The organism is Isoptericola croceus, assembly GCF_029382255.1.
Classification (GTDB): domain Bacteria; phylum Actinomycetota; class Actinomycetes; order Actinomycetales; family Cellulomonadaceae; genus Isoptericola; species Isoptericola croceus.
This window is the reverse complement of the sequence record NZ_JARLLG010000001.1, coordinates 1,210,370-1,236,925: the sequence shown is the minus strand read 5'-3', so window position 1 is coordinate 1,236,925 and position 26,556 is coordinate 1,210,370. Positions and strand designations below refer to the sequence as shown.

Genomic DNA, 26,556 nt, shown 5'->3' with positions numbered 1-26,556 from the left:
CCCGCACGACGATCCAACCTGGTGAGGTATGGGCATGCGACGCAAAATCATCGGCTGGGCCGCGGGCCTACTGGCCGCCTTCCTCGTCATCCAGTTCACCGGTCTCGACGAGGAGCTCGGCCTCGACCTCGACCTGGGCACCGTGGTGTCCGGGGCCACGGACGCGTTCGGCGACGGCCTCGCGTTTGCCACCGACGGCGCCGACTCTGACTCTGCCGTCACCCCGGACGGGTCGGTCGACGTCGCACAGGCCACCGAGACACTCGGGGAGCTGACCGTCAAGGGCAAGGCCCCGCAGACCGGCTACGACCGCGACGCGTTCGCCCACTGGACCGACCCCGACGGCAACGGCTGCGACGCCCGCAACGACACCCTGGCCCGGGACCTGACCGGCGAGACGGTCGACGACGACGGCTGCACCGTGCTGTCGGGCACCCTGACCTACGAGCCGTACACCGGTGCCACGGCCCGCCAGTTCGAGCGCGGCAACTCCGACCTGTCGGTGTCACTGGACGCCGAGCACCTGGTCGCTCTCGGCAACGCGTGGATCTCCGGGGCGCACGCCTGGGACGACGAGCTGCGTGAGGAGTTCGCCAACGACCCCGCCAACCTGCTGATGGTCGACCCCAGCGAGAACCGCTCCAAGGGTGCTGCCAACGCCGCCGAGTGGCTGCCGCCCAACAAGGACTTCCGGTGCCAGTACATCGCCGCGCAGATCCGTGTCAAGGCCGACTACGACCTGGCGGTCACCCAGGCCGAGCACGACGCCATGGCCCGCGTACTCGAGAAGTGCTGACCTAGCTCCTCGCCCATCTCGACGGCGTCGTCCCCACCACGGGGACGACGCCGTCGCTGTTTGTGTGCCCTCACCGTGAGGTAGCCGCCTGACCTGCGCCGTCGCAGGGCCTATGACCGTGGTGTTCGCCACATGCCCCGCCTGTCAACAGGCCGGGCATGAGCATCTCGACTCACGACGCCGCGGGCACGGCCCTGTTCGACGAGTCCCTGCACCCGCGAGCAGGCGACGGCACGTTCCAGGTCAAGGCGACCGACGAGTCCGACGGCGGCACCCACGCGCTGCGCTACGAGCCGCTCGACGCCTCGAGCGAGCTGATGGACATCATCCACGAGGTCGTCGGCAACATCTCACGGCGCGAGGGCTGGGCCGACGACCTGCGTACCGGGGCACCTGTGGACCTTGAGGACGCGGCCGGCGACGTCGCCGAGAAGTGCTTGGCCGAGCTCGCCAAGGGCAAGACGGTCTCGCGCGCGTTCGTCGCCACCGTTGCCTCCAGCCGACTCAACCCGCTGCGCCACCGCTCCGGGCAGGACCGCCAGGCCGGCAAGATGCTCGCCGCCGCGCGTTCCGCTTTCGAGGCCGAGCACGGCCGCGAGGCGACCTCCACCGAGATCGACGACATGGCCGACCGGATCCGCCGGACGTGGCCCGAGGGGACCAAGCGCCCCTCTCGCACCTTCCATCGCGAGACTCGCGTCATCACCGTCGGCGACTTCACCGAGCACGGCCAGGGCTTCGACCCGGGCCGCATGAGCGTCAACGACGACTTCACCGAGGCGATCGAGCGCGATGCGACCCGGGTCGAGCGTGCGGACCGGCTCAAGGACGTCGCCGAGGCCGCTGCTGGACAGGACGCCGACATGACCAAGATCCGCCGCGACGCCTGGAACACGCTCGCGACGACGGCCGATGCGGCCGTCGTCCGCCCGCACCTGTCGAAGCACAAGGTGACCGCGGCCCGCAAGATCATGTCCAGCCACCCCGACGGAGTCACCGGCGCCGTCGCGCACGCGGTGGACACCTACAACCGCGGCATCGAGGACGACTACACCGCTGCGATGCTGGCGCCCTTCGCCGGGACGGACACCGATTCGCGCAACGCGGCGGTGGATCTGCTGGACGAACACCGGTCGTACGCGGGCGACCTGTGGCTGTCAGCGATCGAGTCCTCGAACACACGGTGGGCGTCATGATCGGCGCGGTTGTCACTTTCGCCCGTTCGCTGTCAACACCCCGGTCATGAGCACGCACGACGAGTCCCTGCACCCGCGAGCAGCAGACGGCAGGTTCGCAGTCAAGGCGGTGGACGAGGCCGCCGGGGGCCTGGACGTCTTCAGCGCGCAGCCCGACGCCGAGGTGGCTGCGACGACCGACCTGCTCGCTGACCCAGGCGCCGACCACGAGGACCTGGTGGCCGCTGTTGCACCGGGCGCGCCGCTTCGCAGCCGTCTGACGGTGGCCACCTCCTCCACCGTCTCGGGCATCGGCGTGATCGCCTCTCGCGACCCCGATCCGGTCGTGCGCGCCGCCTCGACACAGGCGTGGGACCTGCCGGTCGCTGATCGGCGCCGGCTCGACCAGGACCAGGAGGTTGGTCGCGTGCTCGACCTCATGGGCGCGGCGTGACGCGCAGCACAGACGTCCTCGCATCGGTCCAGCTCGCTTCGCGTGCATGGACCCGGGTGAGGCACCAGCAGACCGGTAACCGCCGGCACGACCGAGAGGCTCCACGATGAACAAGCTCAAGCTCGACGAGGGGTGGAACACCCTCTGGTCCGCGCTGACCGGCGCGGTCCCCACGTTGCAGTCCATCCTGGCTGTGCTCGCCACCGCACTCGCCGTGTGGGCGGTCATCAGCTTCATCAACGGCAAGCGCAACAACCGCGCCAACCCCAAGCAGCTCGGCTGGCTGCTCGCCCTGGCGGCGCTGCTCGCCCTGCCGAACTTCATCATCCCGCTCCTGCTGCGCCTGCTCAGCTTCGTGCTGAACTTCATCATCGGGCTCTTCGGCGGATTCGCCTGAGCCGGCGACGACGATGACCACCTACCCCGAGCTGACCATGCTCACCGCGTTGACCGGTGCGCAGGCCGATGCCGACCGCCCCGTCGTGGTCGGAACGGTGGAGATGAGCCTGCCGTTCGTCAAGGCGGGCAGCGTCGCCGCGCTGCCCGCTTTGATGCTCGGTGGGCTGGCCGGTGCGGTGGGTGGCATCGTCGTCGCCCTGGTCGTGATCATCATCGTCTGGGGGTTGGGCATCTGGCTCCTGCTCGGACGATCTGGCGGCCTGCGTCAGCGCAACCTCAAGACGTTGCGTGACCGCATGCGCTACCGCGACGCCGACATCACGCTGTGCGGTCACCCCATCGACCCCATCGGGTGCGAGACCGGGTTCGTCGTGCGCAACAGCCTGCCCGTGAAGGCCTCGAACACCGAAGCCGACTCCGACGTCGTGCTCGGTCTGGCGGGCCGCACGTCACGGGGTGAGATCGACATCGCCGCGTTCAACCGTCCCGTAGCAGCCAGGCCCCGTGCGCGTCGCGTCGCGTACACCGCGCGGCGCCTGGCGGTCGCGCCCGACACCACTGCCGAGTCGGACCCTTCGACGCTGTTCAGCCTCGAACCCGCTGCGTCCGGCATCGACACCGCCCTGGAGGACGCGTGAGCGCAACACGGAAGCGAACCGGTGTGTGGCAGGCCGCCCTGGTCGGTCTGCTGCTCACCGTGGCCGCCGTGCTCGGCCTGGCCCAGTCGGCCGCGGCGTCGACCAGCGTTCAGCCGACGGCCAGCCACGCGGTTGCCGGTCACCCGGCGACCGCCGTCACGGCGTCTGTGCCTATGCGCCCCTACGACGGCAGCTCGGGATTCACCTCCGAGCCGACCTGTGGTGTCGGTGCCAGCCGCTTCCAGATCGCCTACCTGCCGGTGAACCGCTGGTCGGACGCCACCACCGGGTTCCACAACCGGCTCGGGGCCAAGGCGATCGACGACCCCGACAACAAGGTCCAGCGCTTCGCCCAGTCGGGCACCGTCACGGTCGGCACGTTCTTCTGGACGACCAGCACCGACCTGGCCAACTCCGCGAGCAGGTTCTGCATCCTCGACTCTGCCGGCGCCCAGGTCGACGAGGCGTTCGCCTCGATCGGCAAGGCGGTGCTCGGCATCGGCAAGGGCAACAGCGGCGGAACTCTGGCGGCGATCATCATCACCCTCAGCTTCATCATGCTGTTCGTGCGGGCCGCGCGCTCCGGCAAGCGGCCGTGGAAGAAAGTTCTGACCGTCCTGATCATCGCCGGTGTGCTGGTGACCATGGTCGCCGGGTCGATGGCCTCCACCGGCGGCGACGGCGATCCCTACCGGCCTGGCATGTTCTCGCCGGGCTGGTTCGTCTCGAAGGCGAACTCGGTGGTCTCGAAGGTCTTGTCGGGGCCTGCGGCCGCGCTGGCGATCCCCAGCGTCGATGACTCCACCTCCGGTCGGACGGTCAACTGCGAGACCTACGAGTCGGTGCTCTCGGCGAGGTCCGCCAACCCGCAGAACGACCGGCTCGCGGCAGCCAGCGCGGTGCCGCGCATCATGTCGCAGATGTGGGTCGACTCCGGCAAGGCCGCTTGGGCGCAGTCGCAGTACGGCATCGCCTCGGACGCCGGGACGAAGTTCGTCTCGTGCCACCAGCTGGACATGCGTGCGGGTGTCAGCCCTTCCGACCGCGCGAAGATCTGGAACGAGGCGGTCGAGGCAGCGGGCATCACGCACAGCGACGTCAAGGCGCCTGCCGACGGCGACTCGGTCGCCTTCAACCCGCGCGGGACCATCCCCACCGACAACTCACTGATCGGCTGGGCGGCCTGCCGCGCCACCGAGAACGGATGGAAGGTCGCCGACGAGTTCAAGAACGTGGGCGGTGGCAGCGACGCCGGCTCCAAGGGCGGCAAGATCACCGAGCAGGTCTGCAAGGACTGGTTCGGGGTGGGGGACAAGGACGCGAGCTGGTCGGCGAACAAGTCCGCGCTCGAGTTCGAGAACTCCGAGCAGATCCGCGAGGCGACCGAGGGCGAGGACAACGACGAGGCGCGCTCGTTCCTGATGAACTTGCAGGGGCACGAGACGACCGCCGGGCAGCTCGCCTCGCTGGCATACGTGTTCTCCGGTCTGGCGATCCTGGGCTCGTTCGCGTTGCTCGCGGTGGCGATCATCATCGGCAAGGTCGTCCAGATCGTGATGATGCTGCTGCTGATCTTCGCCCTGGTCGCCTCGCTGTGGGCAGGCAAGGCCGACGACATGATCGTGGCCAAGTACGCACGCAACTTCCTGGGTGTGACCGTGTTCGTCGCCGTCGGTGCGCTGCTGTTCGCCGTGCTGGCCGTGCTCACTCGCGTGATCGTCGGGGCAGGGACGTCGATCTTCGGCGGTGGCACCCTGATGGGTGTGCTGTGGACCGGTGCGGGCCCGCTCATTGCGCTGCTCGTCATCAACATGGTGATCAAGGCGGCCGGCGGCCCGAGCCCGTTCAAGCTGAACTCGGCCCTGGCGTTCGGTGCTGCGGCCGGTGCGGTCGGCGGCGTCGCCGCCTCCAAGGTCGACGCCTGGGGTCAGCGGGGCAAGCAGGCTGCCGGGAACGCGGCGCGCGGCGCGACCCAGCGAGTGCGCGGCGGTGGGCAGGGTGCTGGTGCAGGCCGTGGCGGGCAGACGGCCCGCGCGGCCGGCGCAGGCCGATCCAGCCTGGTCGATTCTCAGGCAGGTGCCACTGCGCGCGGCGGTGCGGCTGGTGCGGCCGCCGGCGGCCTGGCCGCGGCTGCGGGGCGCCGGGGTTCGCACGCCGCACGCCTGCAGGCTCACGGGGCGATGAGCCGCGAGGAGACTCGCCGCGCCAGCGAGATCGCTGCGACGCGCACCCCGACCCAGCGGGTCGCCGACCGGGCCGAGGCCGCTCAGGAGATGAAGGCCGCCCGCGCCGACGCCAAGGTCGCTCGCCGGGCCGAGCGGGACCAGCTCGCCCAGTCGGGTGGCTGGTCTGGCGCACGTACCGAGGGCGGGCGCGTGCGCCTGCGCGACCAGGCGGCGCGCACGGCCGGCTTGGCCAGGGGCAAGGCCGGCCAGGTCTGGTCGAACACGCGGGCGTCCATCGCCGAGGACCCGAAGGCCGCCGCGATCGCTGGCCTGCGCCGCACGGCGAAGGTCGGTGCGGCGGGCGCTGCGCTCGTGGCTGCACCCGTGGTCGCCGCGCCGATCCTTGGCGGGATGGCGGCGGCCAAGGCCAGCCGCTCTGCCCGGCAGATCCCCACGGCTCGCCGCGAGAAGCGGCAGTACACGGCCGATCAGGCACTGGCCAAGCGGGTGCGGGCCCGTCAGGAGCGCATCACGTCTGACCCCGCGCACGCCCAGGCTGCCCGCGAGCGGATCGCGCAGGCAGACCGGGAGCACATCGAGAACCCGGCGCAGCGCCTGGCGCGCACGAGAGGAATGCCGATCGACAAGGCTCGCGAGACGGTCATCAAGGAGCGCGACGACGCCACGGAGAAGAGCGCCGAGGTCACCAAGGACGCCAACCGGCGCGCCGCCGAGGCCGCGGATGCCGACCGCGCCCGCTTCATCTAGTCTCCGGGAGGACGTATGCACACGATGGAGCAGCCCCGCCAGCACCCAGCCCCCCGCGCAGAGCGCGGCGGACTGGACGCATCCGCGACACAGCCGCGGCAGCGTGACGGCCGGTTCGGGACCCTGCCCGTACAGGAGGCCGACGGCGGCATGGCAGCACTCGAGGACCCGATCGACCGGTACAACGCCGAAGGCTCGCTGCGCTTCCCGCCTCGGCCGCGCTCGGCCGAGCAGGTGCGTCGGTTCTGGCTGTCGGTCCCGGTCCCCGACGACGCGGTGGGCCACAACACGGACTGGTACAACGGCGCGCTCTATCGTCACGAGGACGCGGGCCTGGGCGGTCTGCCCTTCGAGCAGCAGCCCGACGGCTCCGAGTACCGACTCGTCTTCCGGCTGCACAAGATGCTCCTAGACTCCAAGTTCTTGCCCGAACCGGAGCGCCAGGCGCTGCGTGCCACACCCATCGAGGTCGCCCCCGGCGAGACGGCGACGCTCGACGAGCTCGACCGGCGCTGGCTGCTGTCGGCCACCAACCCGAACGCCGGCGCGCCGGGCACGGAGTGGATGGACGAGAACGACCGCAACGTCTGGTCGGAGATCAACGAGAAGCTGCGGCCTCGTTCCCGGTACGAGGAGGTCCGCGACGAGGAGCGCATGCGGATGTACGGCCGCGACGACTACTACACGGGGCGCTGAGGCTCGTTGGCCCGGGCGGTGGTCGATCCGATGATGGCCGACTCGCTAGCGGACCGCGTCCGCGACACAGACGGCCAACGCCCCGCTGGTCTTGCGTGGCTGATCATCACGCCTGAAGGGTGGAAGCACCGCCGCGTCGATAGCCTGCGGCTCGACTCTGGCGATCGTGGCCGACGCAGGATGTCAATCGACCTCACCGTGCCGGTCGACGGCCGGATCGGGTGGGACGGCACGCCAGGGACGACGGTGATACCTCTCGCCCACTTCGACAAAGGTCCGCTTCGCGACTTCGACATCACTGACGCAGACGGGCGCGCGCTCAGCGTCCTGGGGCTCACCGACAGTGCGGTGCTCGCACTCCAGGTCGTAGTCTTCCTGCTCCAGGAGATCGACGATGTGGTCGTCGACGAAGCTCTGCTGGATGCTCTGCTCGGCATCGTCATGAGTGAGGCCAGTGGAGCTGATCTCGCGAACGACCTCTACTGCACAGGGCAGTTCGACGGCCGCCCCGTCCTGGACGATGGGGCCCGAGACCGCGTCGGCCTCGTGACTTGGACGCTGATCGACGACCTCGCCACGGGGTACTTCCTGTTCGCGCTCGTGCCGGAGGAGTTCCAAGGGCACCGACAGGTGGTGAAGTTCTCCACGTACTCGACGGTCGAAGACCTCGAATGGCTCTCCGTGATCCGCGGGAGCCTCGGAGTCGATCCCGCAGAGCTCAAGATTCCGGTCAACGGGATCGGCGACGCAGAGTCGTACCACCTCGAGCTCCACCTGCCGGCCGAGATCGAGTGCGCCCAACTAGAGCTACCAGCGGCGGGGCACGCGTCCGGTGGGCGGATCGAGCGCCCCCATGGCCCGGTGCCACATGTGCATGGTTCCTATCCGGACCGCCGGTTTGGCACCCAGTCGAAAGATGCCTTCACCGCGTACGCGGCTCTGACGACCACGTCCCGCGGAACGAGCCGCGTAGCAGCGATGACGGCCGTCGTGACGTCGGCATTCTTCGTGCTGGGGCTCACACTGCCGGGCGCCCAAGACGTCCTGCGGACGTCTGGCGACCCGAGCACCCTGCTCCTCGCACTTCCGGCGGCGCTGCTGACGATCTTCCTCGGTGTTCGCGAGCACGCCCTCGCTTCCACATTGCTAGGCCCGATCCGGGTCGTGATCGGGGCCTGTGCAGCTCTTCTTGCGCTCAGTGCCACATCGCTTTCATGGGGGCTGCGGGATCCGTGGTTCACGATGTTCTGGTGGACGGGACTCGCCACCTCCACCGCTGCTGCAGTTGCTGTGTGTTTCGGGTTGCTCCTCCGCTGGCTCAGGCGGAGGTGAACGTCAGGGTGTCACGCTATGGTGGCCACTACAGACGGGAGGTTGCGATGATGACTGGCGAGACCCAGGGCAAGCGCAGGTACTCGACCTATGGCCGCGTCACCACCGTCGAGGCGAAGCCCAGCGTGGTCCGCGGCAGTGATCGCACTGCCTACGAGAGCAACCTCCGGAAGGTTCGCGAAGCCACCGTGGCCAAGTCCCAGCGGAAGATCCGCTAGCAGGCTGCGGTCAGCTTCGCGCCGCTGCGGAGTGCCCGGAACTGGCAGCCGCCGAGCGCGGTGTGGGGATCAGTGCTCCCCCTTCTCAATGTCGGGGTCGACCCGCCGATCAGGCCCTCTGCCGGGTCGACCGCCGGTCGCGCAATTTTCTGCCGACACCACAAAGGCTCCTCCAGATCGTACGGATTGGATGTCGGCGTGTGTCGGCGCGTCGCTCCCGCCGCGTCACGTCCGCAAACTGGTTTCGACGGAGCTCCCTGGCTCTGTTGATGAACGCGACCAACAGGACGTCGAGCCGGAGATTCGTATCGAGCAGGCGACCCTCCGCCTCGCGGTACTCAGGATCCCGCTGAAGTTGGTCAATCTCCTCCTTGAGCGCGGTGGGAACCTCAGGGTCCGCCACGGCGCTCTTCGCCGCGTCGTAGCTCATCTTGAACGCCCAGGCTTGGACGTCGATGAACGTCGGGGTGACACCACGAGCCTTGTAGTAGTACTGAGCAGCCTTCTGGTGCTTCGCTGCCAAGACCTCGATCGTCCACAGCGTGTTCTGCAGGCCGTCGAGCAGCTCAAAGTCCGCTGGCCCCAGGGTCCGGCGCCAGTCGTCAAGTGGGTACTCACTAGTCACCGACTCCAGTTCGCGTGCAGTCGGGCGGTCATGCAGCAGAAGTTCAATGCGTCGCGCCGCAGCGGTCCACTCGGCCTCGACTCCCCGGCGACGAGTTCGGCGCTCGGCGTACCAGAACGGCAGTGTTCCACAGACACCCAGCACGAGGCCCGCGACGAGGTTCGGCCAATCGAGGTTCACGAACCGGAGCGTAGTGGCGCGACCCGTCTGGACGCTCCCGGTACGACGAGGAGCGGATGCGGTTGTACGACCGGGACGACTACTACACGGGGCGGTAGGAAGCCGTCCGCTCGAACCCAGCGGTCAGGGACCCGTTCCGACCAGAAGGTGTCGGGCACTGGCGGCAGGCAGGCCCGCCCGGGCTCGGTGCCACGATGGTCAGCATGAAGGACGGGCGAGAGAGTGACGAGAGGAGCATTTCCTACGAGGACCTGGCCGAGGGCATGCTCGAGCTCGCGTCGGCATGGGACGCGGTGGCGGCCCACTGCGGGGACGCGACACCCGCGACGAGCCGGTGCGCCCACGAGGCTGGGTTGTTCCCGCCCGGGGTCGAGGCTCCTCAGGAGCTGACTCGGGCGATCGCTCAGGACGCCGTCGTCTATGTGACCGCTGCCGTGCAGCATCTCCGCGCTCTCGCCCGTCTGCTCGGCCCAGAGATCGTCATCGCAGGCTGGTCACTGACGAGGTCCCTCGAGGAGTACTGCGGCCGCACGTCCTGGCTGCTGAGTCCCGACGCGACGCCGCTGGGCCGCGTCGCCCGGTTCTACATGGAGCGGGTCGTCAGCCTGCACATGGCCAAGACGGCTGAAACGCATCTCGGCAATCGTGAGCGCGCGAAGACCCTGAAGGGGATGCGCACGGCCGTGCTCGGCCAGGCCCGGCAGGTGTTCCCCGATGCCGAGATGTTCAAGGCCGACGAGCTCAACAACTGGGCGATCGGCGGGGAGCCATACTCTGGCCTGCGCAAGGCCGTCAACGACTTCGGCCAGGCCCAAATGGGCGCGCGCGGCCTCTACGACATGCTCTCGACGTTCACGCACCCGTCCCTGTACCAACTCGGCGCCCAGACACAGGTGACAGAGCTAGATGATCGGCGCTACCACAGATTCACCGCGGAGCCCGGCGTGGTCCGGTGGCAGCTGGCAGCGGCAAGCGGCAGCGTGTACAGGGCCGCCAAACACGTCATCAGCTACCTAGAGCTCGACGACGCACCGCTCGAGCAGTGGGCCGACTGTCATCCGGCCTTGCTCAGATGGAGCCCCGAACCCGAAGACGGTGCAGCGTGAGCGCTACCCGCGCATCTCGCCCCGCTTCGCCGCGACCGTCGTCGCCACGAGCTCCGCAACCTCGGCCGGAGGCTCGTGCTCCCAGACACGCACGACGGCCCAGCCGGCTTCGGCGAGCTGCAAGTCGGTGTCCGCGTCCCGCTCGCGGTTCCGTGCGATCTTGCCCGACCAGTAGCCAGGGTTCGCCCGCGTCTCCCGTCGGCCGTGCTCGGGGCAGCCGTGCCAGAAGCACCCGTCGATGAAGACTGCAACCCTCGCGGGGCCGAACACGATGTCGGCCCTGCGCCGCAGTCCCGGCAGCGGGGCACGGTCGACGCGGTACCGCAGGCCAAGCGAGTGCAGGACGCGGCGAACGGCCAACTCGGGTGCGGTGTCACGGGTGCGCTGCAATTGCATCCTGCTGCGCACGCCGGGCGTCGACGCATACGAGGTCACGGCAGACTCCGCGCGTCTTGTGCGCACGCTCGACTCCGGCCGCCCGGTCATGCCTCAATCGTCCGTCGAGTCCGCGTCCGGGTCGAGCACCTGAGCGGGCGTGTTCATCAGGACGGTGATGTCGGCGAACAGGTCGGTGAGGTCGAACAGGTGGTCCTGCATGTGGAGCCACCGCCGGTACTCCGTTGCGTGGCGGTGATTCCCGGTAAGCGCCGACTGAGGAATGTCTGTCCCGGCAGAGACGCCGGAGAACGGCGCGTAGAGGTCGAGCAGCATCCGCTTGTTCACGTGGTACACGCGGTCGACGAGCGGATCGGTGCTGAGGTGGCGCAGGATGTTCGGCTGGAACTCGTTGATCCCGAACGCGATCTGGAGATCGGGCCGGCGTCGCCGGTAGAAGTACGACTCGTGCAGATACGTGCCGATCCTCTCCTTGCGCAGCGTCCACTTCGTCGAGATGAGAAGACGGAAGTCGCGGGGTCCGAAGAGCACGAGGTCGGGCCGGGAGTGATACCCCTGTGGGGCTAGCTCGAAGCCCTGCAACGTGTGCAGCTCCGGCGTACGCGACGGGGTGACTCCGCAAAGTTTGCCGATGATCACCTGGAGTGAGGTCTCAAATGCCGCGCCGGTGACGTTCGGGTCGCGCTTCTTCTGCGGGGGCGCGAAGCCCTGCGTCGACCGCTCGGCGAGGTACGCCTTGCCGATCTGGTCGACCACTTTGAATGGGTCGCATTTGCGGCCGGGGACAAGGTGCGCGGCGAGATAGCCCGCCGCGCGGTCAGCGAGGTCACGCCCGGCCTGCGCCTTGAGTTTGTCGGACTCGACGATGTGGAGGTAGTCCTTCCCTCCGACGCTCTCCGCCCACATGGTGATCGCGTACACGTAGGCCCACGCATTGTCGCCTGTCAGCTTGCCGAGCAGCGGAGGGAGTGAGTTGTCGACCAGGTCGATGATGGTCGAGCGGTACCAGCCGACCGGGAGTTTGAACTTCTTCGCCACGGCCGGACTCTCCCACTTGTCGCTCGCCCGGTGCCGGAGGCCAGCCGGCTTAGCTGATCTTCGAGCGCAGCCGGTCGACCGCGAACGCCTCGTGGCGGGCGTGGTCTTCCTGCCCCCGGAAGGCGCGCCACTCTCCCAGCCTGTATGTGGGCGTGCCGCCGCGCAAGCGCACCTCGACCTCGAAGTCGTGGCGGATGAAGTCGATCCTGCGCTCGATCTCGCTGTCGGCCAGGGTTCCGCCGAGCGCCTTGCGCAGCACCGCGAGCGAGACGAAGTCTCCGCGCTCGCGCAGCGCCCGGTACACCTCGTCGTGGCTGCCAGCGCCGTGGTCGCCGGTCGAGCTTCCCTCCTTGCGCAGTGCCGAAGCGATGGCGATCCCGACGGCGCGCGCCACGGGCGGGGGGAACGCATTGCCGATCTGGCGATAGGTCGCCGTCTTGCGGCCCTTGCGCTCGGCGAAGTCCCACTCGTACCCAGGACCTGACCAGCCCTGGATCCGCGCGACCATCTCATTCGTCAACTTGGGGACGAAGTCGGTCGGCGTGTCGGGACCGGGTGCTGCGTCCGCGATCCCGAGCCCGTCGACGCCCAATGAGCGCCATTCGCGCTTCGCCCGTGTCGGGCCGAGGTCGGGCCCGCCGTGCTTCTTCGAACCGCCGACGATGGTCGGGGCCACGCGGTCGGCCTTCTTCGCCCAGGCCTCCGCGCCCGCCCAGCCATTCGCCGCCATCAGGTCATACAGCGCAGCGCCCACCGTCTGCACAGCCGGGGTCGGTTCGGGCCAGGAGAAGTACGGGGCGAACTCTTCGCGCAGCGCAACAAGGATGAAGCGGGGCCGCAGCTGCGGGACTCCGAAGTCCTTGGCCTCCAGCAGCCGCCAGTCGGCCCGGTACCCGAGCTCGGCAAACCGGTCGAGCACAGCCTGGCGATACCCGGCGAAGCGCGGCATCGACAGCCCGCGGACGTTCTCCAGGAGCACGGCGTCCGGCTGCATTCGCCCCGACGCCTCGACGGCCCAGGCGAACAGGTCGCGCTCGTCGGACGAGCCCAGTTGCTTGCCGGCGATCGAGAACGGCGGGCACGGCACGCCGCCTGCGAGCAGCGAGACGCCCGCGTGGTCGGCGGGGTCCCACACCGACTCGTCCGCGACGTCACCGACAGCGACGACCGGCTCCCGGTGCCCTTCGTCGGACGCGAGTCGCGACAGGTTGCGCTTGAGGGTCTCGGCCGCGTCGCGGTCCAGTTCCACCGCAAGTGTGTGCCGGAACCCGGCGAGGTGGAGGCCTAGGCTCTGGCCGCCAGCACCAGCGCAGATCTCGACGGCTGTCAGCTCAGTGGCGCGTGTCGTCCCATCCATGATGCGCCTATTCTGACAGGACCAGCCGACTCCCCTGGGACGCACGCCGAGAGTCGGCGAGTCAGCAGATTCAGCGGCTCGCGCGGCTCCCGTACCAGAGGGGGTCGAACGGCTCTCGAGCCTCCCTCGCTGTAGCCCGCAGCGCCAGTCCCGACGGGCCGAGCGCGACACGGCCGACCCAGTCCGGACGCGCGGGGGCCACGTGCCCGGCGACGTACTCGGTCCGGCGCGGGACCGGTAAGCCGAGCTCTCGCGCAGCCTCCCGCTGCCAGTCGTACGCGCCCCCGAGGACCACGATGCCTTCGGACGCCAGCGGGTCGCGCGAGCCGCTCTGGCCGCCCCGGACGCGACGGGTGACGTCGAGCTGCGCAGCAACAGTCGACACGGCTGCCCGCCCGACGACCTGGCCGGCGGAGCGGCGGAAGAGCTCTGAGACCCGCGAGGTGCCCGCCCCGGCTGCGAAGACCGCGGCGACATCGTCCTCAGGCATGTGCAGTAGCGTGTTCGGCGGCAGGTCGGCGTCCTTCTGCAGCCAGACGATCGTCAACCTGCCTGCGAGCGAGAGCGTGCGCTTCGCGTCCCGGTTCCGCCCGCCGTTGAGCAGGCCCTCCGAGGCGCGGACCACGCCGACTGAGAACTGCGACTTCTTGTCGCTGGCGGTGACAACCATGCACAGCTCACCGATGGCCTCGGGCGGGAGCATCCAGCCTCCGGCGGTCTGGCTGTACTTCGCGTCGACCTCGTGGCCGACGATGCAGTAGTCGAGCTTCGCGCCGTCGGGGTACTCGAACTCGCGCTGGAGGTTGATCTCCACCAGCGTCCCGAAGTGAGTCTTCTCTGTCTTGAACAGCTGGTCCCAGCGGTAGCGCCGGGTCCGCGCACCGTCGTAAAGCTGGTCGAAGGTGTCTCGCAGGACTTGGCCCGTGATGATGCCCCCAGGGTCCAGTCGCTCCATCTCGCGAACGACGCTGTCGCGGGCGGGATCGACGGGAAGGTCAACGGGAAGGTGGAGCGTCACGCGACGGAAGGCTACCGAGGTACCGAGTCAACTCCTCCCAGACGCGCCGGAGGCAGGTGGGGCGTGCCAGTTCGACCGCGAACTGCGCCTCATCCTGTCCGACGGACTGCGCGACCTCGAGATCGCGTTCTGCTCCCGGCTCGCGTACTACGTCGCGACACTTCTCGACCCCCACGCCTACCTGAAACGGGGACAGCATCCAAGGCTTCGGCAGGGTCGTTGGTCGTGCTGTGAGTAGGAGGCCGACCGAGGCTCGATCGTGGCAGGCGTGATGTCGTAGCCCGGCGGCGATGTATGTCCATCCGGCGATGTCGCAGCAGCCCGATGACGATGCTGCGAAGTGTGGCCGTGACGCGCGGGGCGGTGCCGGTACGGATGCGTGAGGCGTCCTCGGCGAGGGTCACGTCGCGCACCCGGCGCGGGCGGTTCTCGAGGTGCCAGTGCGACTGCACCCACGCCGCCAGGACCTCGGGGCGAGCGGTGCGGGCGTCGGCGCCGGTGGCCAGGCAGACGACCTCGACGGTCTTGCTGCTCTTGCTGGTAACGGTGCGGCGCAGCTGGGCGACCTGGACAGCATCGGTGAGCTCGATCCAGTCCTGGACGCCCACGAACTTGATGGTGCGTATGCCCCTGCGTCCGCAGGAACGCTCCGTACGGGTTGGGGCGGGCACGTGGTCCCACGCAACCGTTTCAACAGGCCGAAGAGGGTGGGCTGGTTGCCTCCCTCACGCACAGTCCGCACCTGGGCCGCGGAGATATGGGCGGCGGTGGCGTGCTGGAAGTCCAGCAAGTCCCGGGCGGCGGCAACCCCCCTGCCCTTGTCCTTAGTGTGCTGCTGGCCGAGGACGCGACCATGCCCCCGGCGCCGGTGTTCACCGGGCTCGCGGGCACCGCGGACGGTCTTGCCGTCGATCGCGATCACCTGGCGCCCGTCGACCACACCGGTGCGGGTCGCCGCCCAGACGCCCAGCAGACGGTCGAGAAGGTCGGCGTCCAGCGCGGCGAACAACCGACGGAACGTCGACTCATCCGGTCGCCGGACTAGGCAGAGCTCGGCCAGGACCGATGGATCTACACCCGCGACCCATTGCCCGGTCGCAGTGAACCCGCGCACTTCGCGGCGACCGCCACCGCGACGAGCCCGGCGGCGCGGTCACGAATCCCGCGACGGTCGCGCGGGACCGCAAGATGCTCAAGCAGATCAAGGAGCTGAGCACGACGGCGCGTGGCCGTCGTCGCACCGGACGGAACCTGGGATGATGAGAACAAGCGGGCGTACTCCAGCCTGGCAGACGGATCGGCGTGAGAACCTCCATCTTCCCAGGTCCAGGTCAAGGGCACGCCCGCGCTCCTCGGCACCGATCACACCGCTACGCGCCCTGCTCAACTGACTTTGCCGGAGCCCTGGCAGGTGGCCTGCCGCGATCGGTCACACCCCGCCGCCAGAATTACGCCCGAGCAACGGCACCGACGCCGTCACCAGTATGCTCAGCGGTCCGATGAGAGATCGAGGCTAGGACCTCCCGCTACGCCGGTCTCTTAGGGCCACCACGCAGCTCCGCGCCCCCGTCGTCGCCGAGCCGGGGCCGGAACGTCGTAGGCCTGGCGGAACCCCCGGGACGGTACTGTCGAGCTACCCGTGGAGCGGACTAGCCGCTCAGGAGAGAGCCGAACGGAGCATGCCGTGCAGCGCAGGCCCAATACCCAGACCGTTCAATGGTTCCTGGAGACGCACGCGTCAGGACAGCTCGACCTGGACCCGCCGTACCAGAGACGCTCTGTCTGGAACGACGCATATCGAAGGTTCTATATCGACACCATTCTGCGCGACTACCCGTCCCCGGCGATCTACCTGCAGGTCGAGACGCGGCCCGGCGTCCCAACCGTATACCACGTGATCGACGGCAAACAGCGGCTGGAAACCCTTATCTCCTTCACTCAGGACGAGTTCCATCTCGGTAACTACTTCACCGCGGAAGGGTACTCCAACCCGTACTACTCCGATCTGTCCCCGGAATTACAGGAGGAGCTCGCCGACTACGTCCTGAGTGTCGAGAACATCTCCCGCACCACGCCGGACGAGATCAAGTCGGCGTTCGAGCGCCTCAACCGCAACACGGCCAAACTCAACAACCAGGAACTGCGCAAGGCGCAGTACGAGGGCGCGTTCATCAGCAAGATGTCAGTGCTCGCCGAGCACCCCTTCTGGGGCACGATCGGCGTCGCCAGTCGGGCGCGTGTGTCACGGATGCTTGACGTGGAGTACATCTCCGAGATCTACCTGCTCACAATGCACGGGATTCTCGATGGCAGCCCTGCGGTGCTGGACGGGTACTACGCGGAGTACGACGAGGAGATCCCCGGCGACGAGACCGTGGAAGCCATCTACACCCGCATTCTCGAATGGGTCAGCGGGCTGGGCCTGTCCGGCAGTCGCTGGACCAACCTCGGTGATTTCTACTCCCTGTGGGCTGCAACGCAAGAACTCATGCAGCGGGACGAACTGCCAGACCCGCGTGACGCCGTGAGGCGACTGCGGGCGTTCGGCGAGCACGTCGCCGAACCCGATAAAGACGAAGAGCGCCAATACAGCGACGCAGTACGGCAGGGAACCAACAAGGACACCTCACGCAAAACCCGCACTGACATCCTGCAGAGGGTGCTCACGAGTGACATCTGACCATGCGTATCCCTGACAGCGTTACCCGCGCTTACGAAGAAGAACTGGCCCTCGTCGAGCCGCTCCGCAACCACGCAAGTACCCGGCTGAGGATCCTCGCCGCTGACAACGCCTGGTTGTTCGACGACCGGATCAAATCTGCCGAGAGCGCATTGTCGAAACTGGAAACTGGCCGCGCATGCCTGCGGGATATGAATGACCTGTATGCCGCCATGCTCGTCGTTCCCACCCAGAAGCACGTCAAGTCGGCATCGGAAGCCGTTCTCAAGTCCTTCACCGCCCAGATCCGCCCCGCCCGGCCGATGGAAGCATCCTCCTTCGTCTACGACGACATGCACATCATTGCCACACTGCGCGGCAAGGTCAGCCCCCGCGCAGTGCCCCACCCGGCCGTTCTCGACCGACCCTTCGAGATCCAGATTCACACTGGCGCACAGTATGCGTGGTGGCGAGCCACCCACGACGACATCTATAAAGGCTCAAGTCCCGCTGGTCGCTCCTGGGCCGCGAAGCGCGCATCAGGACAAGCGCGGGCGTCCCTTGAACTCGTCGACGGTGTCCTTGCCGATTTCGAAGCCGCGGCCCGGCTGCAGAAGACCACCATGCCTCTGGACGACGATCCCGGGGAGAGCGTGCGTGGCTGGTTGCAGCACTGGCCGCGCCGGAGACGGCCCGCCGACGAAGTTCGCTTCGCATCCACCGCCACCGCGATCGCCGCTGCCGCCGCAGTGGACGCGGACGCGATTACCGAGCGATTCTCCGCGGGTGACCTGGCTACCTTCGTCGCCGCACCGAATCTGACTCCCATCCAGGTGATCCTGATCGCCTGCCACCTCATCGGAGGGACCACGATCTTCCCGAACCTCGCCACCACGCAGCAGCGGGTGCTCATCACCGACGAGCTCCTCGGGGCCTACCCGGCCCTCGGCGCGCTCCCCTCTGCCCAGCGGGTACCGGTCTGACTCGCCGAAAAGCTCACGCCCCGACGCACGTCCGCAACCAGTGGACCTCGCTAACCTCATGTTCTGATGACACTTCCGTCTGCGGCCCGAGATCGTCTCGCGGATCTCCTGCCGCCGCAGGGGCACCGTCGGCCCGAACGCGACCACCACACCGTGCCGGTTGGCGCAGGATGCTGATCGCGGTGTTGCTCAGGCTCGCCATGACCTGGGGGCGTTGCCCGCGCGGACGGTGGAGCAGTTCTCGTCCTGTTCCCGAGGAGGCTGCGGGACTGACTGTTCATCCTCCAGGTGGAATCTGAGGCCGGCATCTTCCCCACGTGCTGGACCGAGGACATCGCTGCTGAGGCGATCGCCAGGGTGCGCGATGCGTACCCACATCTTCCAGGCGGCGCGATCGCCCGACTCCGCGAGAAGATCGAGGGGTCGATGACCGAGAAGATCGAGGACTACGAACCTCGCCCCGACATGCCGATCGCGGACATCGGTGATCACCACGTCCACGCAGCTGCGGTGCCAGGTGGACATCCTGATGACCCACGACAGCGGGTTCCTCAGACTCGAAAGAGAAGCTCGGACCGGCTGCCCCACGAGGCCTGCTTTCCGGATGACGTCTTCACGATGATCGATGAACGGCGCCCAGACCTCGTCGCCACAGTCGCCCAGGTGCAGCTGGCGTACCTTCGCAAGCAAGACCGCGACGGCGATCTGGGCGCCAGGCTCATGGCCGCCAGCAGCCCGCGATTCGCTGAGCAAGCTGCAGGCGACCTCTTACTGCGTGAGCGGCAGGCCGGGGGCTTCGCCGCGGCGAAAGCCCGCGGTGTGTACAAGGGTCGCCGCACAGCCCTGACGCCGGAGCAGGCGGTCGCGCTCGTCGCTCGTACAGGCGCCGGGGAGCGTACGGGCGCGCTGGCGGCCGAATACGGGATCAGCCGTGAGACGGTCTCCACCTACCTGCGTGCCGTCCGTTCATGCCTCGGCGACGAGCTGGCTTCGTCCGCAACGCCGTCGGGGTGAGGCTGCGGTCGCACGGCTCAGCCCGTCACCTTCCTCGGGGTGCCAGGCATGCCAAAGTCGGCTGCGATGTCCACGGGGACGGCCACGGGTAATTCACCGTCGCGGAGGTTGATCGTGAAGTGCAAGGAGGTGCGCCCGTTGCTCGCCTCGACGACAGCGACGCCGTCTACTCGTCGGCCGATCGCCTCGAGCGTCAGATCTGGATCGGCGTGGTTCAGGTGGCCCGAGTATGAGCCGAGGTCGTCGAGGAGCTCGACCCACTTCGTGTGCTCGTCGATCTCGGCCGGGATCGGGCCGTCTGCTTCGCCGACAGCCGGCGGGTGCAGCGCAATGCCTTGTGCCTGGGAGCGCTCGACGATCGCGGTCCGGTCGCAGGAGAACGGCACCACGATGTCCTGACCGTCGATCGTTACCGCCGCGTAGGCGTCGCCGAATGCGATTCGCGAGACGGTTGCACGCGGCTGCGCGCGTTCCACCTGCGACAGCTCGCACAGGAAGCGGCCGGCTGGGGTGATGTCGGTGCTCACCGCTGTCTCCTAGACATTGACCGCGTTCTTCACGTAGCTGGGGCAACGGCCAGCGTAGCCAAGACAGTATGCCGTGGTCACCCCGAATGCGCGTCCGTCGGAGGTGTTGGTCCGGAAGTCCACGCTCGTCAAGACCTGCGTCGATCCGACGACCTTGCACTTGCGCCACCACAGACGTCCCGTGCAGCGCACGTTCAGAACCCTCGTCTGGTAGCTGTACTTCTTCCCGCTGACGAACCAGCGCTTGTTCGGGTGCTGGGTCACAGCGCGCGGGACGCGCCACGTCAGGTTGTGCTTGTCGACGATCTTCGTGTTGATGTTCCGGCGCAGGTTCACCGTCTTGCCCTTGTTGTCACGCCAGCTATACAGCACGGGCGCGTTGGTGGCGCGCAGAAGCATCGAACCCGACTGCCCGTCGGGCTCGTCAGGCGACTCCGCTGCGACCCGGTCATTCTTGAGCGCTCGCATCGTCGTCGGGTCCACGCCATTGCGCCGCATCTGCCCGGGTGTGAGCACGTCTCCGACCTGCGCGTCGAGGTCTCCCAGCATGCTGAACGACTCGGCCCCCTGGCCGGGCTCTCGGTCGTCCGAGCGCCCCACCACGGCCGGTCCGGCCGCCTGAGCGGCTGGCGCGATGGTCAGCACTGGAGCCAGCACGGCGATCGATGTGGCCACAGCCGCCAAGGTCTTCCAGACGCTCATCGGTGGTACCTCTCTTGCTGTCGACGGCCGCGGCCGCTCCTCGGGGCAGACATTCCAGCGATGAGGGTAGGCCAGCACGCGGCGTTCTGCCTGGTGAATGCGGGAGGCCCTGCCAGGTCGAGGAACGTTACGAAGAGATCCGCACCGCCCCTCCGACAGCTCATACGACCGCCACGCCATCCACCACTCAGCCGGGATCAGGCCGGACTTGCCGTCTGCCGCGAAGGTGTCCCTCAGTAGCCCCGTCCCGCCCGGGTGGGGCGGGTCGCGTGCATGGACTGTTCGCGTGCATGGACCAGGTCATGGTCGACGAACTGCCCGACGGCGACGGTCCGGACATCGGGCCCGAGGAGCTGGACGCGCCTGAGCAGACACCTGCGTCCGAGCAGGCGCCCGCGCCCGCGCGGGCAGCGGACCGTCTGCGCAACACCGGTCGTCCAGCCCACGCCCGCCCGCCCGCAAGCCAGCCGGGTGCCGGCAGACTCGGGTCCCAGCAGTCTTCGCAGGCGCCGACGAGCCGTGGACCGTCGCCCAGGACCGAGCCCCGCTCAGGCACGGGTCGGTCCGGTGCGTCCGGCAGCGCAGGTGGCACGTCGGGCGCCGATGCAGCTGGCCGTGGTGCACGCGCGGGCGATGCTGCACGCGGTGCCGCCGGGGTGTCGTCGAAGACCGCCGGAGCAGCGGGCAAAGCGGCCGACACAGCCTCGAAGACCTCGAAGGCCACCGGGGCGGCGAGCCGGGCCGCCGGCGCGGCGTCGAAGACCGCGTCCACGGCGGCTGGTGCAGCCGGTTCGCTGGGCCAGGCTGCAGGCTCGGTGCGCCAGGCTGCCGCCAGCTCGGCCATGGGTGCCAAGCCAGGCACGCCGAGCCCTTCCGACCAGCCGCGCGACAAGGCCGCCGAACGCAAGCAGGCGGCCGCCGGGGTGGTGAAGACGACGGCGAACGTCGCAGCCGGAAACTACGCCGGAGCGGTCCTCGAGGGCGCGGTCACCGTCGCCAACACTCACACCGGACGCAAGGTCATCGCGGGAGTGATCAGCATCGCGGTGGTCCTGGCGTGCCTCATGGTGGCGGTTCCGCTGGCCTACGTCGTCGGTGCCCAGAACGAGAACGCCCAGGTGCAGTCGAACTCCGTGCTGGCAGCGAACGCGGCCGACCTGGACTCCACGGAGATGTCCGCCGTCGGCGAGGCTGTCGACGGCACCGGGGTCCCGTGGCATGTTCTGGCCGCGATCCGTGCCGCACAGAAGGACGCAACAGGCGGCGAGGGTCCGTACGCGGTCGACGAGCAGGCTGCCCGTGACGACGGCGTCGATCCTGACGACGAAGACGCCGTCGGGCGCTGGATCGCGCTGCAGCTCGACTCGAGCACCGGAGGTCAGGTCTCCGACCTGCTGATCGGCAGGGAGCTCGCCTTCGACATGAGCACCGGTGCCCCCACGGGCACCTGGACCGTCTCCGACGCTCCAGGTGCCGAAGACGCGGCGGACCGGCTGCGCGAGACGTGGACCGATCCGCTGTCCGAGCTGGAGCTGGACGGCGTCGACGAGCAGTGGGCTCAGGACACCTACGACCTTGCCGTCGAGATCGCCTCCGGCATCGCGCCGAGCCAGTGCCAGCCCGAGGTCACCGAGTCCCACGACCACGACGAGGCCTCCGCCGACCGCGACAGCGGGGCCGACGACCCGCAGGACGGTCCGTCTGGCACGGATGCTGACGAGCAGGCCGAGCCCGAGGAGGCGGCCCCCTCGGCGAGTGCGACACCGGCGTCGGCGTCGGCGTCGGCGTCGGCGTCGGCGTCGGCGTCGGCGTCGGACGATGCAGGTGACCTGCCCGAGGTGGAAGGGTTCAGCGAAGAGCAGGTCCGCAACGCCTCGACCGTCATGGCCGTCGGCGAAGAGCTCGACCTGCCCCCGCAGGGCATCCTGGTCGCACTGATGACGGCACTGACCGAGTCCAGGCTGCTGAACTACGCCAACGACGGCGCCAACGCCCTGAACTACCAGGGCTTCCCCTCCCCCGGAACCGCGCACTGGCTGGACGTGGCCAAGCTGTCGCTGGATCACGAGCACCAGGCCGTGGGCCATGACGCCGACTCGGTCGGGGTCTTCCAGCAGCGTGCCTCCGCCGGCTGGGGAGGTCCGCTCAGCGGCGACCCGGCCGAGCTGATCTCGAACCTCATGAGCGTCGAGTGGCAAGCGCGAGCGTTCTACGGCGGCCCGGACTCGCCGACGACGAATCGCGGCCTGCTCGACATCGACGGCTGGCAACTGATGGAGCCTGGTTCGGCCGCGCAGGCGGTGCAGATCTCCGCCCGCCCCGGCGCGTACACCGAGAAGCGAGACCTCGCCCAGCGACTCATCGAGGCGATCGGCGACCCGAAGATCTACTCCGGCATGGCCTCGGTCGGCTCGAGCTGTCCCCCGCCGGGCTCGGCCCCCAGCGGCGACACCGCGGCGGGCAAGGAGTCCACCGGCGCGTGGGGAGGGCACTCCAACGGGCGCATCCCCGGCTCGCAGATGTGCATCATCCCGTGGGACGGGGACTCCCTGCGTTGTGACGCCACCGAGGCGCTGGTCGCGCTGAACACGGCGTACAAGGCTCGGTTCAACGTCGACATCGCGGTCACCGACGCCTACCGCGACTTCGCCACCCAGGTGCGCCTCAAGGCTTCCAAGGGGTTCCTGGCCGCGACGCCGGGCTACTCGAACCACGGGTGGGGGCTCGCCCTGGACCTCGGTGGCGGCGTGAACTCGTTCGGCACGGTCCAGCACGAGTGGATGAAGGCCAACGCGCCCTCCTACGGGTGGGTGCACCCCCCGTGGGCGCAGGCGAACGGGCGCAAACCCGAGGCATGGCACTGGGAGTTCGCGGGCACGACATGACAGCCGCTCCAACGTGTCCTGGGAAGTACCACCACATTGGAGGAAGAGTCCGATGAAGATCAAGACCAAGCGGGTCGGCGCACTGTGCGCGCTGGCGCTGGCCGTCACCGCGCTGGCCGGCTGCACCGGCGAGCCCGAGCCTGAGAGCACCTCCCCGCCGGCGTCCGCCTCGCTGCCGTCGGCTGGCAACGCGACGCCGGACCCCGACGACGACGAGTCGCCAACCCCTGACGACGACGCGGACGCCGACGGGGATGAGGGCTTCGACGACACGGGCGACGTGGACTACGACAGCAGCTACCGACTCGGCGACGACGTGCCCGATCCTCCCGAGGGCATGATCTACGTGCTCAACAACAACACCAGCGAGTACCTGTTGCACAACGCCGAGGTCATCCTCGAGGAGCACGAGGCCGCCGAGCTCTACGGCTGGGACTCCGAGACGTTCGTCGCCGCCGCGCGCGTGAGCAACGACTTCGTCGAGACCCTGAACACCTACTCCGCCGAGAGCTGGCTCGACGATGCCGACGAGCGCGCCGCGCAGTACGCGATCGATCCGATGCGCACGATGCTGCTCGACCGCGCCGAACACGCCCGGGCCATCGGAGACGGACCGTCAGCCGGCTTCCTGGACTCGGACATCAAGAAGGTCAACGGATCGGCGGACAGCGTCGTGCTGTATGCCGAGGGCTACTGCGGCACGGTCGACGAGACGCACGCGGTCGCGTTGGCTTCGTGGCGAACCATCACGGCGCACGCGGGTAGCTCGTCGAACGACGAGATGGAGCCGACGGCCACGGCGACCTACCTCCAGGTCGAGCTCACCGACGACGGGTGGAAGGTCTCCGAGGAGCTTGAGGGCGCCTGCTGACCCCGAACCACCACTTCCGTGCAACGCGATCTGAGGGCCTCTTTTGCCTCCGGTGCCCTCCCGTGCCCGCGGGTCTGGCTGCGTCCAGCACAGCGACGTCCAGGCGTCTTCTCGAGGGTCCCGGCTTTCGCATTCCGCCCCGCCAGATGGTCGGGGCGGGCTCGAATGGGCGGCGCTAGCACATCGCGCTGGCCTGCGCAGATACCTTCCCGCGGACGTTCGGCGTGCTTGCAATCTGGCGGGCCTCGCTGGTGATGCGAGCCACCGCGCGCGCACGCAGCACGAGCGTGCGAACAGCGCTCGCCCGCACAGGATGAAGCGCAAACCGCTACTTGCCGTGCGCCTCGTTGGGCAGACCCTCGCCGCCCGGCGGTCTGGCGCCCGATGCGATCTCGGATGCTTCGAGGACCACGTCGAGCGCACGGGTGACGAGATCGACCTGCGACTCGCCTGTCCGCTCACAGTGGTCCTCGACACGCGCCTTGAGCTCCGGCGAGATTCGGTGGTTGAACGCGACTCTCGCTGCCGCAACGACCCTCGGCGCGGGCAGCAGCCGGGGGTCGACCGCGTCGGCGAAGGGCATAGGCCCAGGCACCACGGAACGCTTGGGCCTCTTCGTCTTACGTTCCGGTGTGGGCGCTGTGCGGCCGGCAGGCGCGTCGCCCTGCGCTTGGCTGGTACCAGGTGCCCCAGCATCGTCGACGTCGGCGCGCTGGGGCCTCTCAGTGGGCGCCTTCCTGGGTGTGCGCTCGAACAGCCCTCGCCGCGCTGATCCTGCCCGTGCCATTCGTACTTCCTTTCGTGTGCAGTCAGATGTTCGCTCGCGCGGACGGTGGACCATCAGGCGGCCTGCAGGCGGGTGCTTGAGCCTGCCCGGGCCGCACCGGGTCACCGGCGGCGGATCTCGATACGGTCTGGGTCGAACCGGCGCGCTCCCTTGAACCGCGCGGGGTGCAGAACGATCTCGAAGAGCTCCCGTACGACCGCACGTCTATCCAAGAGCCCGAGGCCGCCCCAGGCTCGCTCGACGTCGTCGGCGCCCGCGAGTCGCAGGATCGCCGGGTCTGTCGGGCGAGCCGGTTGTCGAGCTGCCGCGATCTCAGCGAGCTCCCTGTCAAGGACCTTGGATGCCTCGCCGAGGGTGGCAGCCGAGACCTCTCCGCGGGTGAACGCAGCCATCAGCTCATCCTTGCGCTGCTCGAGCTCCATCTCGCGCTGCTGGGCCTCGATCGCGTCGAGCCGCCCCGTCGACGGCCGTACACCTGCCACCGCCGCCCGGTTCGCCGGCACCGCGAGGAATCCGATGACGGCTTCCGCGACGAACTCGTCAACCGGTGGTTGCGCGATGTACAGCCTCGAACAGCGTGGATCGGAACACGCGTAGGCCTCGTAGGCGACGCCCTTTTGGCGCTTGACCTTGTGGCGCGCAGGCCGTCCACACTCACACAGCGCGATCCAGCTCAGCAGGTGGCGTGGCGCGTTCGACTCGTGGGTCCGGCGCGCCGGTACGTAGGTAGCAGCGAGCAGCGCATCACGCTCCGCCGTCGAGATGATCCCCGGCCACGAACCCTCGTAGAGCCGGGCCTCCTGGCCCGGTCGAGCATGCCGTCGAAGGCCCGCGATCGCCGGGCCGCGAAGAACCTGCTGGACAGTCTTTGACGACCACCCGACCGACCGCGAGGAACGTGGCGGCTTCGGTGTCGGTTCGCCGCGTTCGTTGAGCTCCATCGCGACTGAGTGCGAGGACCGTCCTTCGATCAGCACCGCGTCGACCATGAAGCGCACGACGGCCGCCTGGTGAGGATCTGGCTCCTGGCGCAGCAGAATGCCCGTGCGCTCGTCGTAGACCCTTCGGTACCCGTACGGGGTCGGGCCACCGACCCATCCCCTCTCCGCGTCCGTCGTCTTGCTTCGCAGGATGCGCTCCGAGGTGCGGTCTGCCTCGTACCCGGCGTCGACGGCGTCCTGCCGGGCACGGCGCCGGTCGGATGCTCTCGACAGGTCGTAGACGTCGCCGCCGTACGCCAGCAGCACCGAACGGCGCCGTAGGGTCTGCTCGAGGTCGACGTACACGTCCAGCGCGCGCGTCGCACGCGACCCTTCAAACATCAGCAAGACGTCTGCCGACCCGGAGTCCAGGAGCTGGACGACGCGGTCCCATCCCGGGCGGGCCTTTCGTGCCCGCTCCGATGCCGACCGGTCGTCGTCGACGATCGTCTCGACGACGTCCCATCCGTTGGCGTCGGCGTCGCGTAGGCAGTGGTCGACCTGGCTCGACGTGGAGCGTGCCCGTAGGTGGCGGTCGCGGCTCGTGCGGGCGTAGATCACGGCCCGCAGGGGCTCTGCGGCCGGAGTCGAAGCCGAGACGGCCTGCAGGTGTCGCGTCACGACGCCGCCCGATCGTCATCTCTGGCATCAGGGCGAGTCATCGCCTGGCGGATCCGCCGCGCGACTGCGTCGTCCAGTGGCTCGTCGAGCCCAAGCCGGCGTCCCAGTTCGCGTGCGTCGGCCCGCTGAGCGTCGTCAAGTCCGTTCACATCTTGCTCTATGGATC

At 68.7% G+C, this 26,556-nt stretch carries 25 protein-coding genes; 16 read left to right on the top strand and 9 right to left on the bottom strand.

Annotated features, from left to right (window positions below; all coding sequences use genetic code 11):
• The first annotated feature begins 34 nt into the window (after nt 1-34).
• The 9 genes from PZC42_RS05725 (at nt 35) to PZC42_RS05685 (ending at nt 8,641) form a co-directional block, all read left to right on the top strand.
• Nucleotides 35-796, top strand: a complete 762-nt coding sequence (locus tag PZC42_RS05725; RefSeq protein ID WP_277209190.1) for an HNH endonuclease family protein — start codon at nt 35-37, stop codon at nt 794-796.
• 158 nt (nt 797-954) lie between these two features.
• A complete protein-coding gene (locus PZC42_RS05720) occupies nt 955-1,992 on the top strand; it encodes a hypothetical protein (protein ID WP_277209189.1) in 1,038 nt (345 codons plus the stop codon).
• A gap of 46 nt (nt 1,993-2,038) precedes the next feature.
• Entirely contained in the window at nt 2,039-2,425 is a 387-nt protein-coding gene (locus tag PZC42_RS05715) for a hypothetical protein (RefSeq protein ID WP_277209188.1), read from the top strand.
• A gap of 106 nt (nt 2,426-2,531) precedes the next feature.
• Nucleotides 2,532-2,822, top strand: a complete 291-nt coding sequence (locus tag PZC42_RS05710) for a hypothetical protein (protein ID WP_277209187.1) — start codon at nt 2,532-2,534, stop codon at nt 2,820-2,822.
• A gap of 13 nt (nt 2,823-2,835) precedes the next feature.
• Entirely contained in the window at nt 2,836-3,462 is a 627-nt protein-coding gene (locus tag PZC42_RS05705) for a hypothetical protein (RefSeq protein ID WP_277209186.1), read from the top strand.
• A complete protein-coding gene (locus PZC42_RS05700) occupies nt 3,459-6,395 on the top strand; it encodes a hypothetical protein (protein ID WP_277209185.1) in 2,937 nt (978 codons plus the stop codon). The genes PZC42_RS05705 and PZC42_RS05700 overlap by 4 nt, the downstream gene beginning before the upstream one ends.
• A 24-nt stretch (nt 6,396-6,419) precedes the next feature.
• Nucleotides 6,420-7,091, top strand: coding sequence for a hypothetical protein (locus PZC42_RS05695; RefSeq protein WP_277209184.1), 672 nt, complete (start codon nt 6,420-6,422; stop codon nt 7,089-7,091).
• 33 nt (nt 7,092-7,124) lie between these two features.
• A complete protein-coding gene (locus PZC42_RS05690) occupies nt 7,125-8,423 on the top strand; it encodes a hypothetical protein (RefSeq protein WP_277209183.1) in 1,299 nt (432 codons plus the stop codon).
• 50 nt (nt 8,424-8,473) lie between these two features.
• Nucleotides 8,474-8,641, top strand: coding sequence for a hypothetical protein (locus tag PZC42_RS05685; RefSeq protein WP_277209182.1), 168 nt, complete (start codon nt 8,474-8,476; stop codon nt 8,639-8,641).
• Between the two features lie 109 nt (nt 8,642-8,750).
• On the opposite strand, the gene PZC42_RS05680 is transcribed toward PZC42_RS05685, so the two are convergent.
• The gene (locus PZC42_RS05680) at nt 8,751-9,446 is read right to left on the bottom strand and encodes a hypothetical protein (RefSeq protein WP_277209181.1); all 696 of its coding nucleotides are present in this window, start codon (nt 9,444-9,446) and stop codon (nt 8,751-8,753) included.
• Between the two features lie 203 nt (nt 9,447-9,649).
• Between PZC42_RS05680 and PZC42_RS05675 the strand changes: the two genes are divergently transcribed.
• Nucleotides 9,650-10,552, top strand: a complete 903-nt coding sequence (locus PZC42_RS05675; RefSeq protein ID WP_277209180.1) for a hypothetical protein — start codon at nt 9,650-9,652, stop codon at nt 10,550-10,552.
• Between the two features lie 3 nt (nt 10,553-10,555).
• Here PZC42_RS05675 and PZC42_RS05670 read toward each other — a convergent pair whose 3' ends face one another.
• The 4 genes from PZC42_RS05670 to PZC42_RS05655 form a co-directional block, all read right to left on the bottom strand.
• Nucleotides 10,556-10,987, bottom strand: a complete 432-nt coding sequence (locus tag PZC42_RS05670) for a very short patch repair endonuclease (protein WP_277209179.1) — start codon at nt 10,985-10,987, stop codon at nt 10,556-10,558.
• Nucleotides 10,988-11,041: 54 nt separating this feature from the next.
• Complete coding sequence (locus tag PZC42_RS05665) at nt 11,042-11,986, bottom strand: hypothetical protein (protein WP_277209178.1); 945 nt, start codon at nt 11,984-11,986, stop codon at nt 11,042-11,044.
• Nucleotides 11,987-12,035: 49 nt separating this feature from the next.
• The gene (locus PZC42_RS05660) at nt 12,036-13,343 is read right to left on the bottom strand and encodes a DNA cytosine methyltransferase (RefSeq protein WP_277209177.1); all 1,308 of its coding nucleotides are present in this window, start codon (nt 13,341-13,343) and stop codon (nt 12,036-12,038) included.
• Nucleotides 13,344-13,413: 70 nt separating this feature from the next.
• Nucleotides 13,414-14,361, bottom strand: coding sequence for a NaeI family type II restriction endonuclease (locus PZC42_RS05655; RefSeq protein WP_277209176.1), 948 nt, complete (start codon nt 14,359-14,361; stop codon nt 13,414-13,416).
• Between the two features lie 853 nt (nt 14,362-15,214).
• Here PZC42_RS05655 and PZC42_RS05650 point away from each other — a divergent pair.
• The 4 genes from PZC42_RS05650 (at nt 15,215) to PZC42_RS05635 (ending at nt 19,017) form a co-directional block, all read left to right on the top strand.
• Complete coding sequence (locus PZC42_RS05650) at nt 15,215-15,406, top strand: hypothetical protein (RefSeq protein WP_277209175.1); 192 nt, start codon at nt 15,215-15,217, stop codon at nt 15,404-15,406.
• A gap of 639 nt (nt 15,407-16,045) precedes the next feature.
• Entirely contained in the window at nt 16,046-17,041 is a 996-nt protein-coding gene (locus PZC42_RS05645) for a DUF262 domain-containing protein (protein ID WP_277209174.1), read from the top strand.
• 2 nt (nt 17,042-17,043) lie between these two features.
• Entirely contained in the window at nt 17,044-18,003 is a 960-nt protein-coding gene (locus PZC42_RS05640) for a RelA/SpoT-related domain-containing protein (protein WP_277209173.1), read from the top strand.
• 288 nt (nt 18,004-18,291) lie between these two features.
• Nucleotides 18,292-19,017, top strand: coding sequence for a hypothetical protein (locus PZC42_RS05635; RefSeq protein ID WP_277209172.1), 726 nt, complete (start codon nt 18,292-18,294; stop codon nt 19,015-19,017).
• Nucleotides 19,018-19,034: 17 nt separating this feature from the next.
• Here the strand turns inward: PZC42_RS05635 and PZC42_RS05630 are convergent, their stop codons facing one another.
• Together PZC42_RS05630 and PZC42_RS05625 are read right to left on the bottom strand one after the other, a co-directional pair.
• On the bottom strand, nt 19,035-19,544 hold the full coding sequence (locus PZC42_RS05630; protein ID WP_277209171.1) for a hypothetical protein: 510 nt from the start codon (nt 19,542-19,544) through the stop codon (nt 19,035-19,037).
• A gap of 9 nt (nt 19,545-19,553) precedes the next feature.
• Nucleotides 19,554-20,246, bottom strand: coding sequence for a hypothetical protein (locus PZC42_RS05625; protein WP_277209170.1), 693 nt, complete (start codon nt 20,244-20,246; stop codon nt 19,554-19,556).
• Between the two features lie 302 nt (nt 20,247-20,548).
• On the opposite strand from PZC42_RS05625, the gene PZC42_RS05620 reads away from it, so the two are divergent.
• Both PZC42_RS05620 and PZC42_RS05615 read left to right on the top strand, forming a co-directional pair.
• Nucleotides 20,549-23,131 (top strand): M15 family metallopeptidase, encoded by a 2,583-nt coding sequence (locus PZC42_RS05620; RefSeq protein WP_277209169.1) that lies wholly within the window; start codon nt 20,549-20,551, stop codon nt 23,129-23,131.
• 52 nt (nt 23,132-23,183) lie between these two features.
• A complete protein-coding gene (locus tag PZC42_RS05615) occupies nt 23,184-24,002 on the top strand; it encodes a hypothetical protein (RefSeq protein ID WP_277209168.1) in 819 nt (272 codons plus the stop codon).
• 328 nt (nt 24,003-24,330) lie between these two features.
• Here PZC42_RS05615 and PZC42_RS05610 read toward each other — a convergent pair whose 3' ends face one another.
• Complete coding sequence (locus PZC42_RS05610; protein WP_277209167.1) at nt 24,331-24,585, bottom strand: hypothetical protein; 255 nt, start codon at nt 24,583-24,585, stop codon at nt 24,331-24,333.
• A 305-nt stretch (nt 24,586-24,890) separates the two neighbouring features.
• Nucleotides 24,891-26,390 carry a recombinase family protein gene (locus PZC42_RS05605; RefSeq protein WP_277209166.1) on the bottom strand — a complete coding sequence of 500 codons (1,500 nt, stop codon included), beginning with the start codon at nt 26,388-26,390 and terminating at the stop codon, nt 24,891-24,893.
• Between the last annotated feature and the right edge of the window lie 166 nt (nt 26,391-26,556).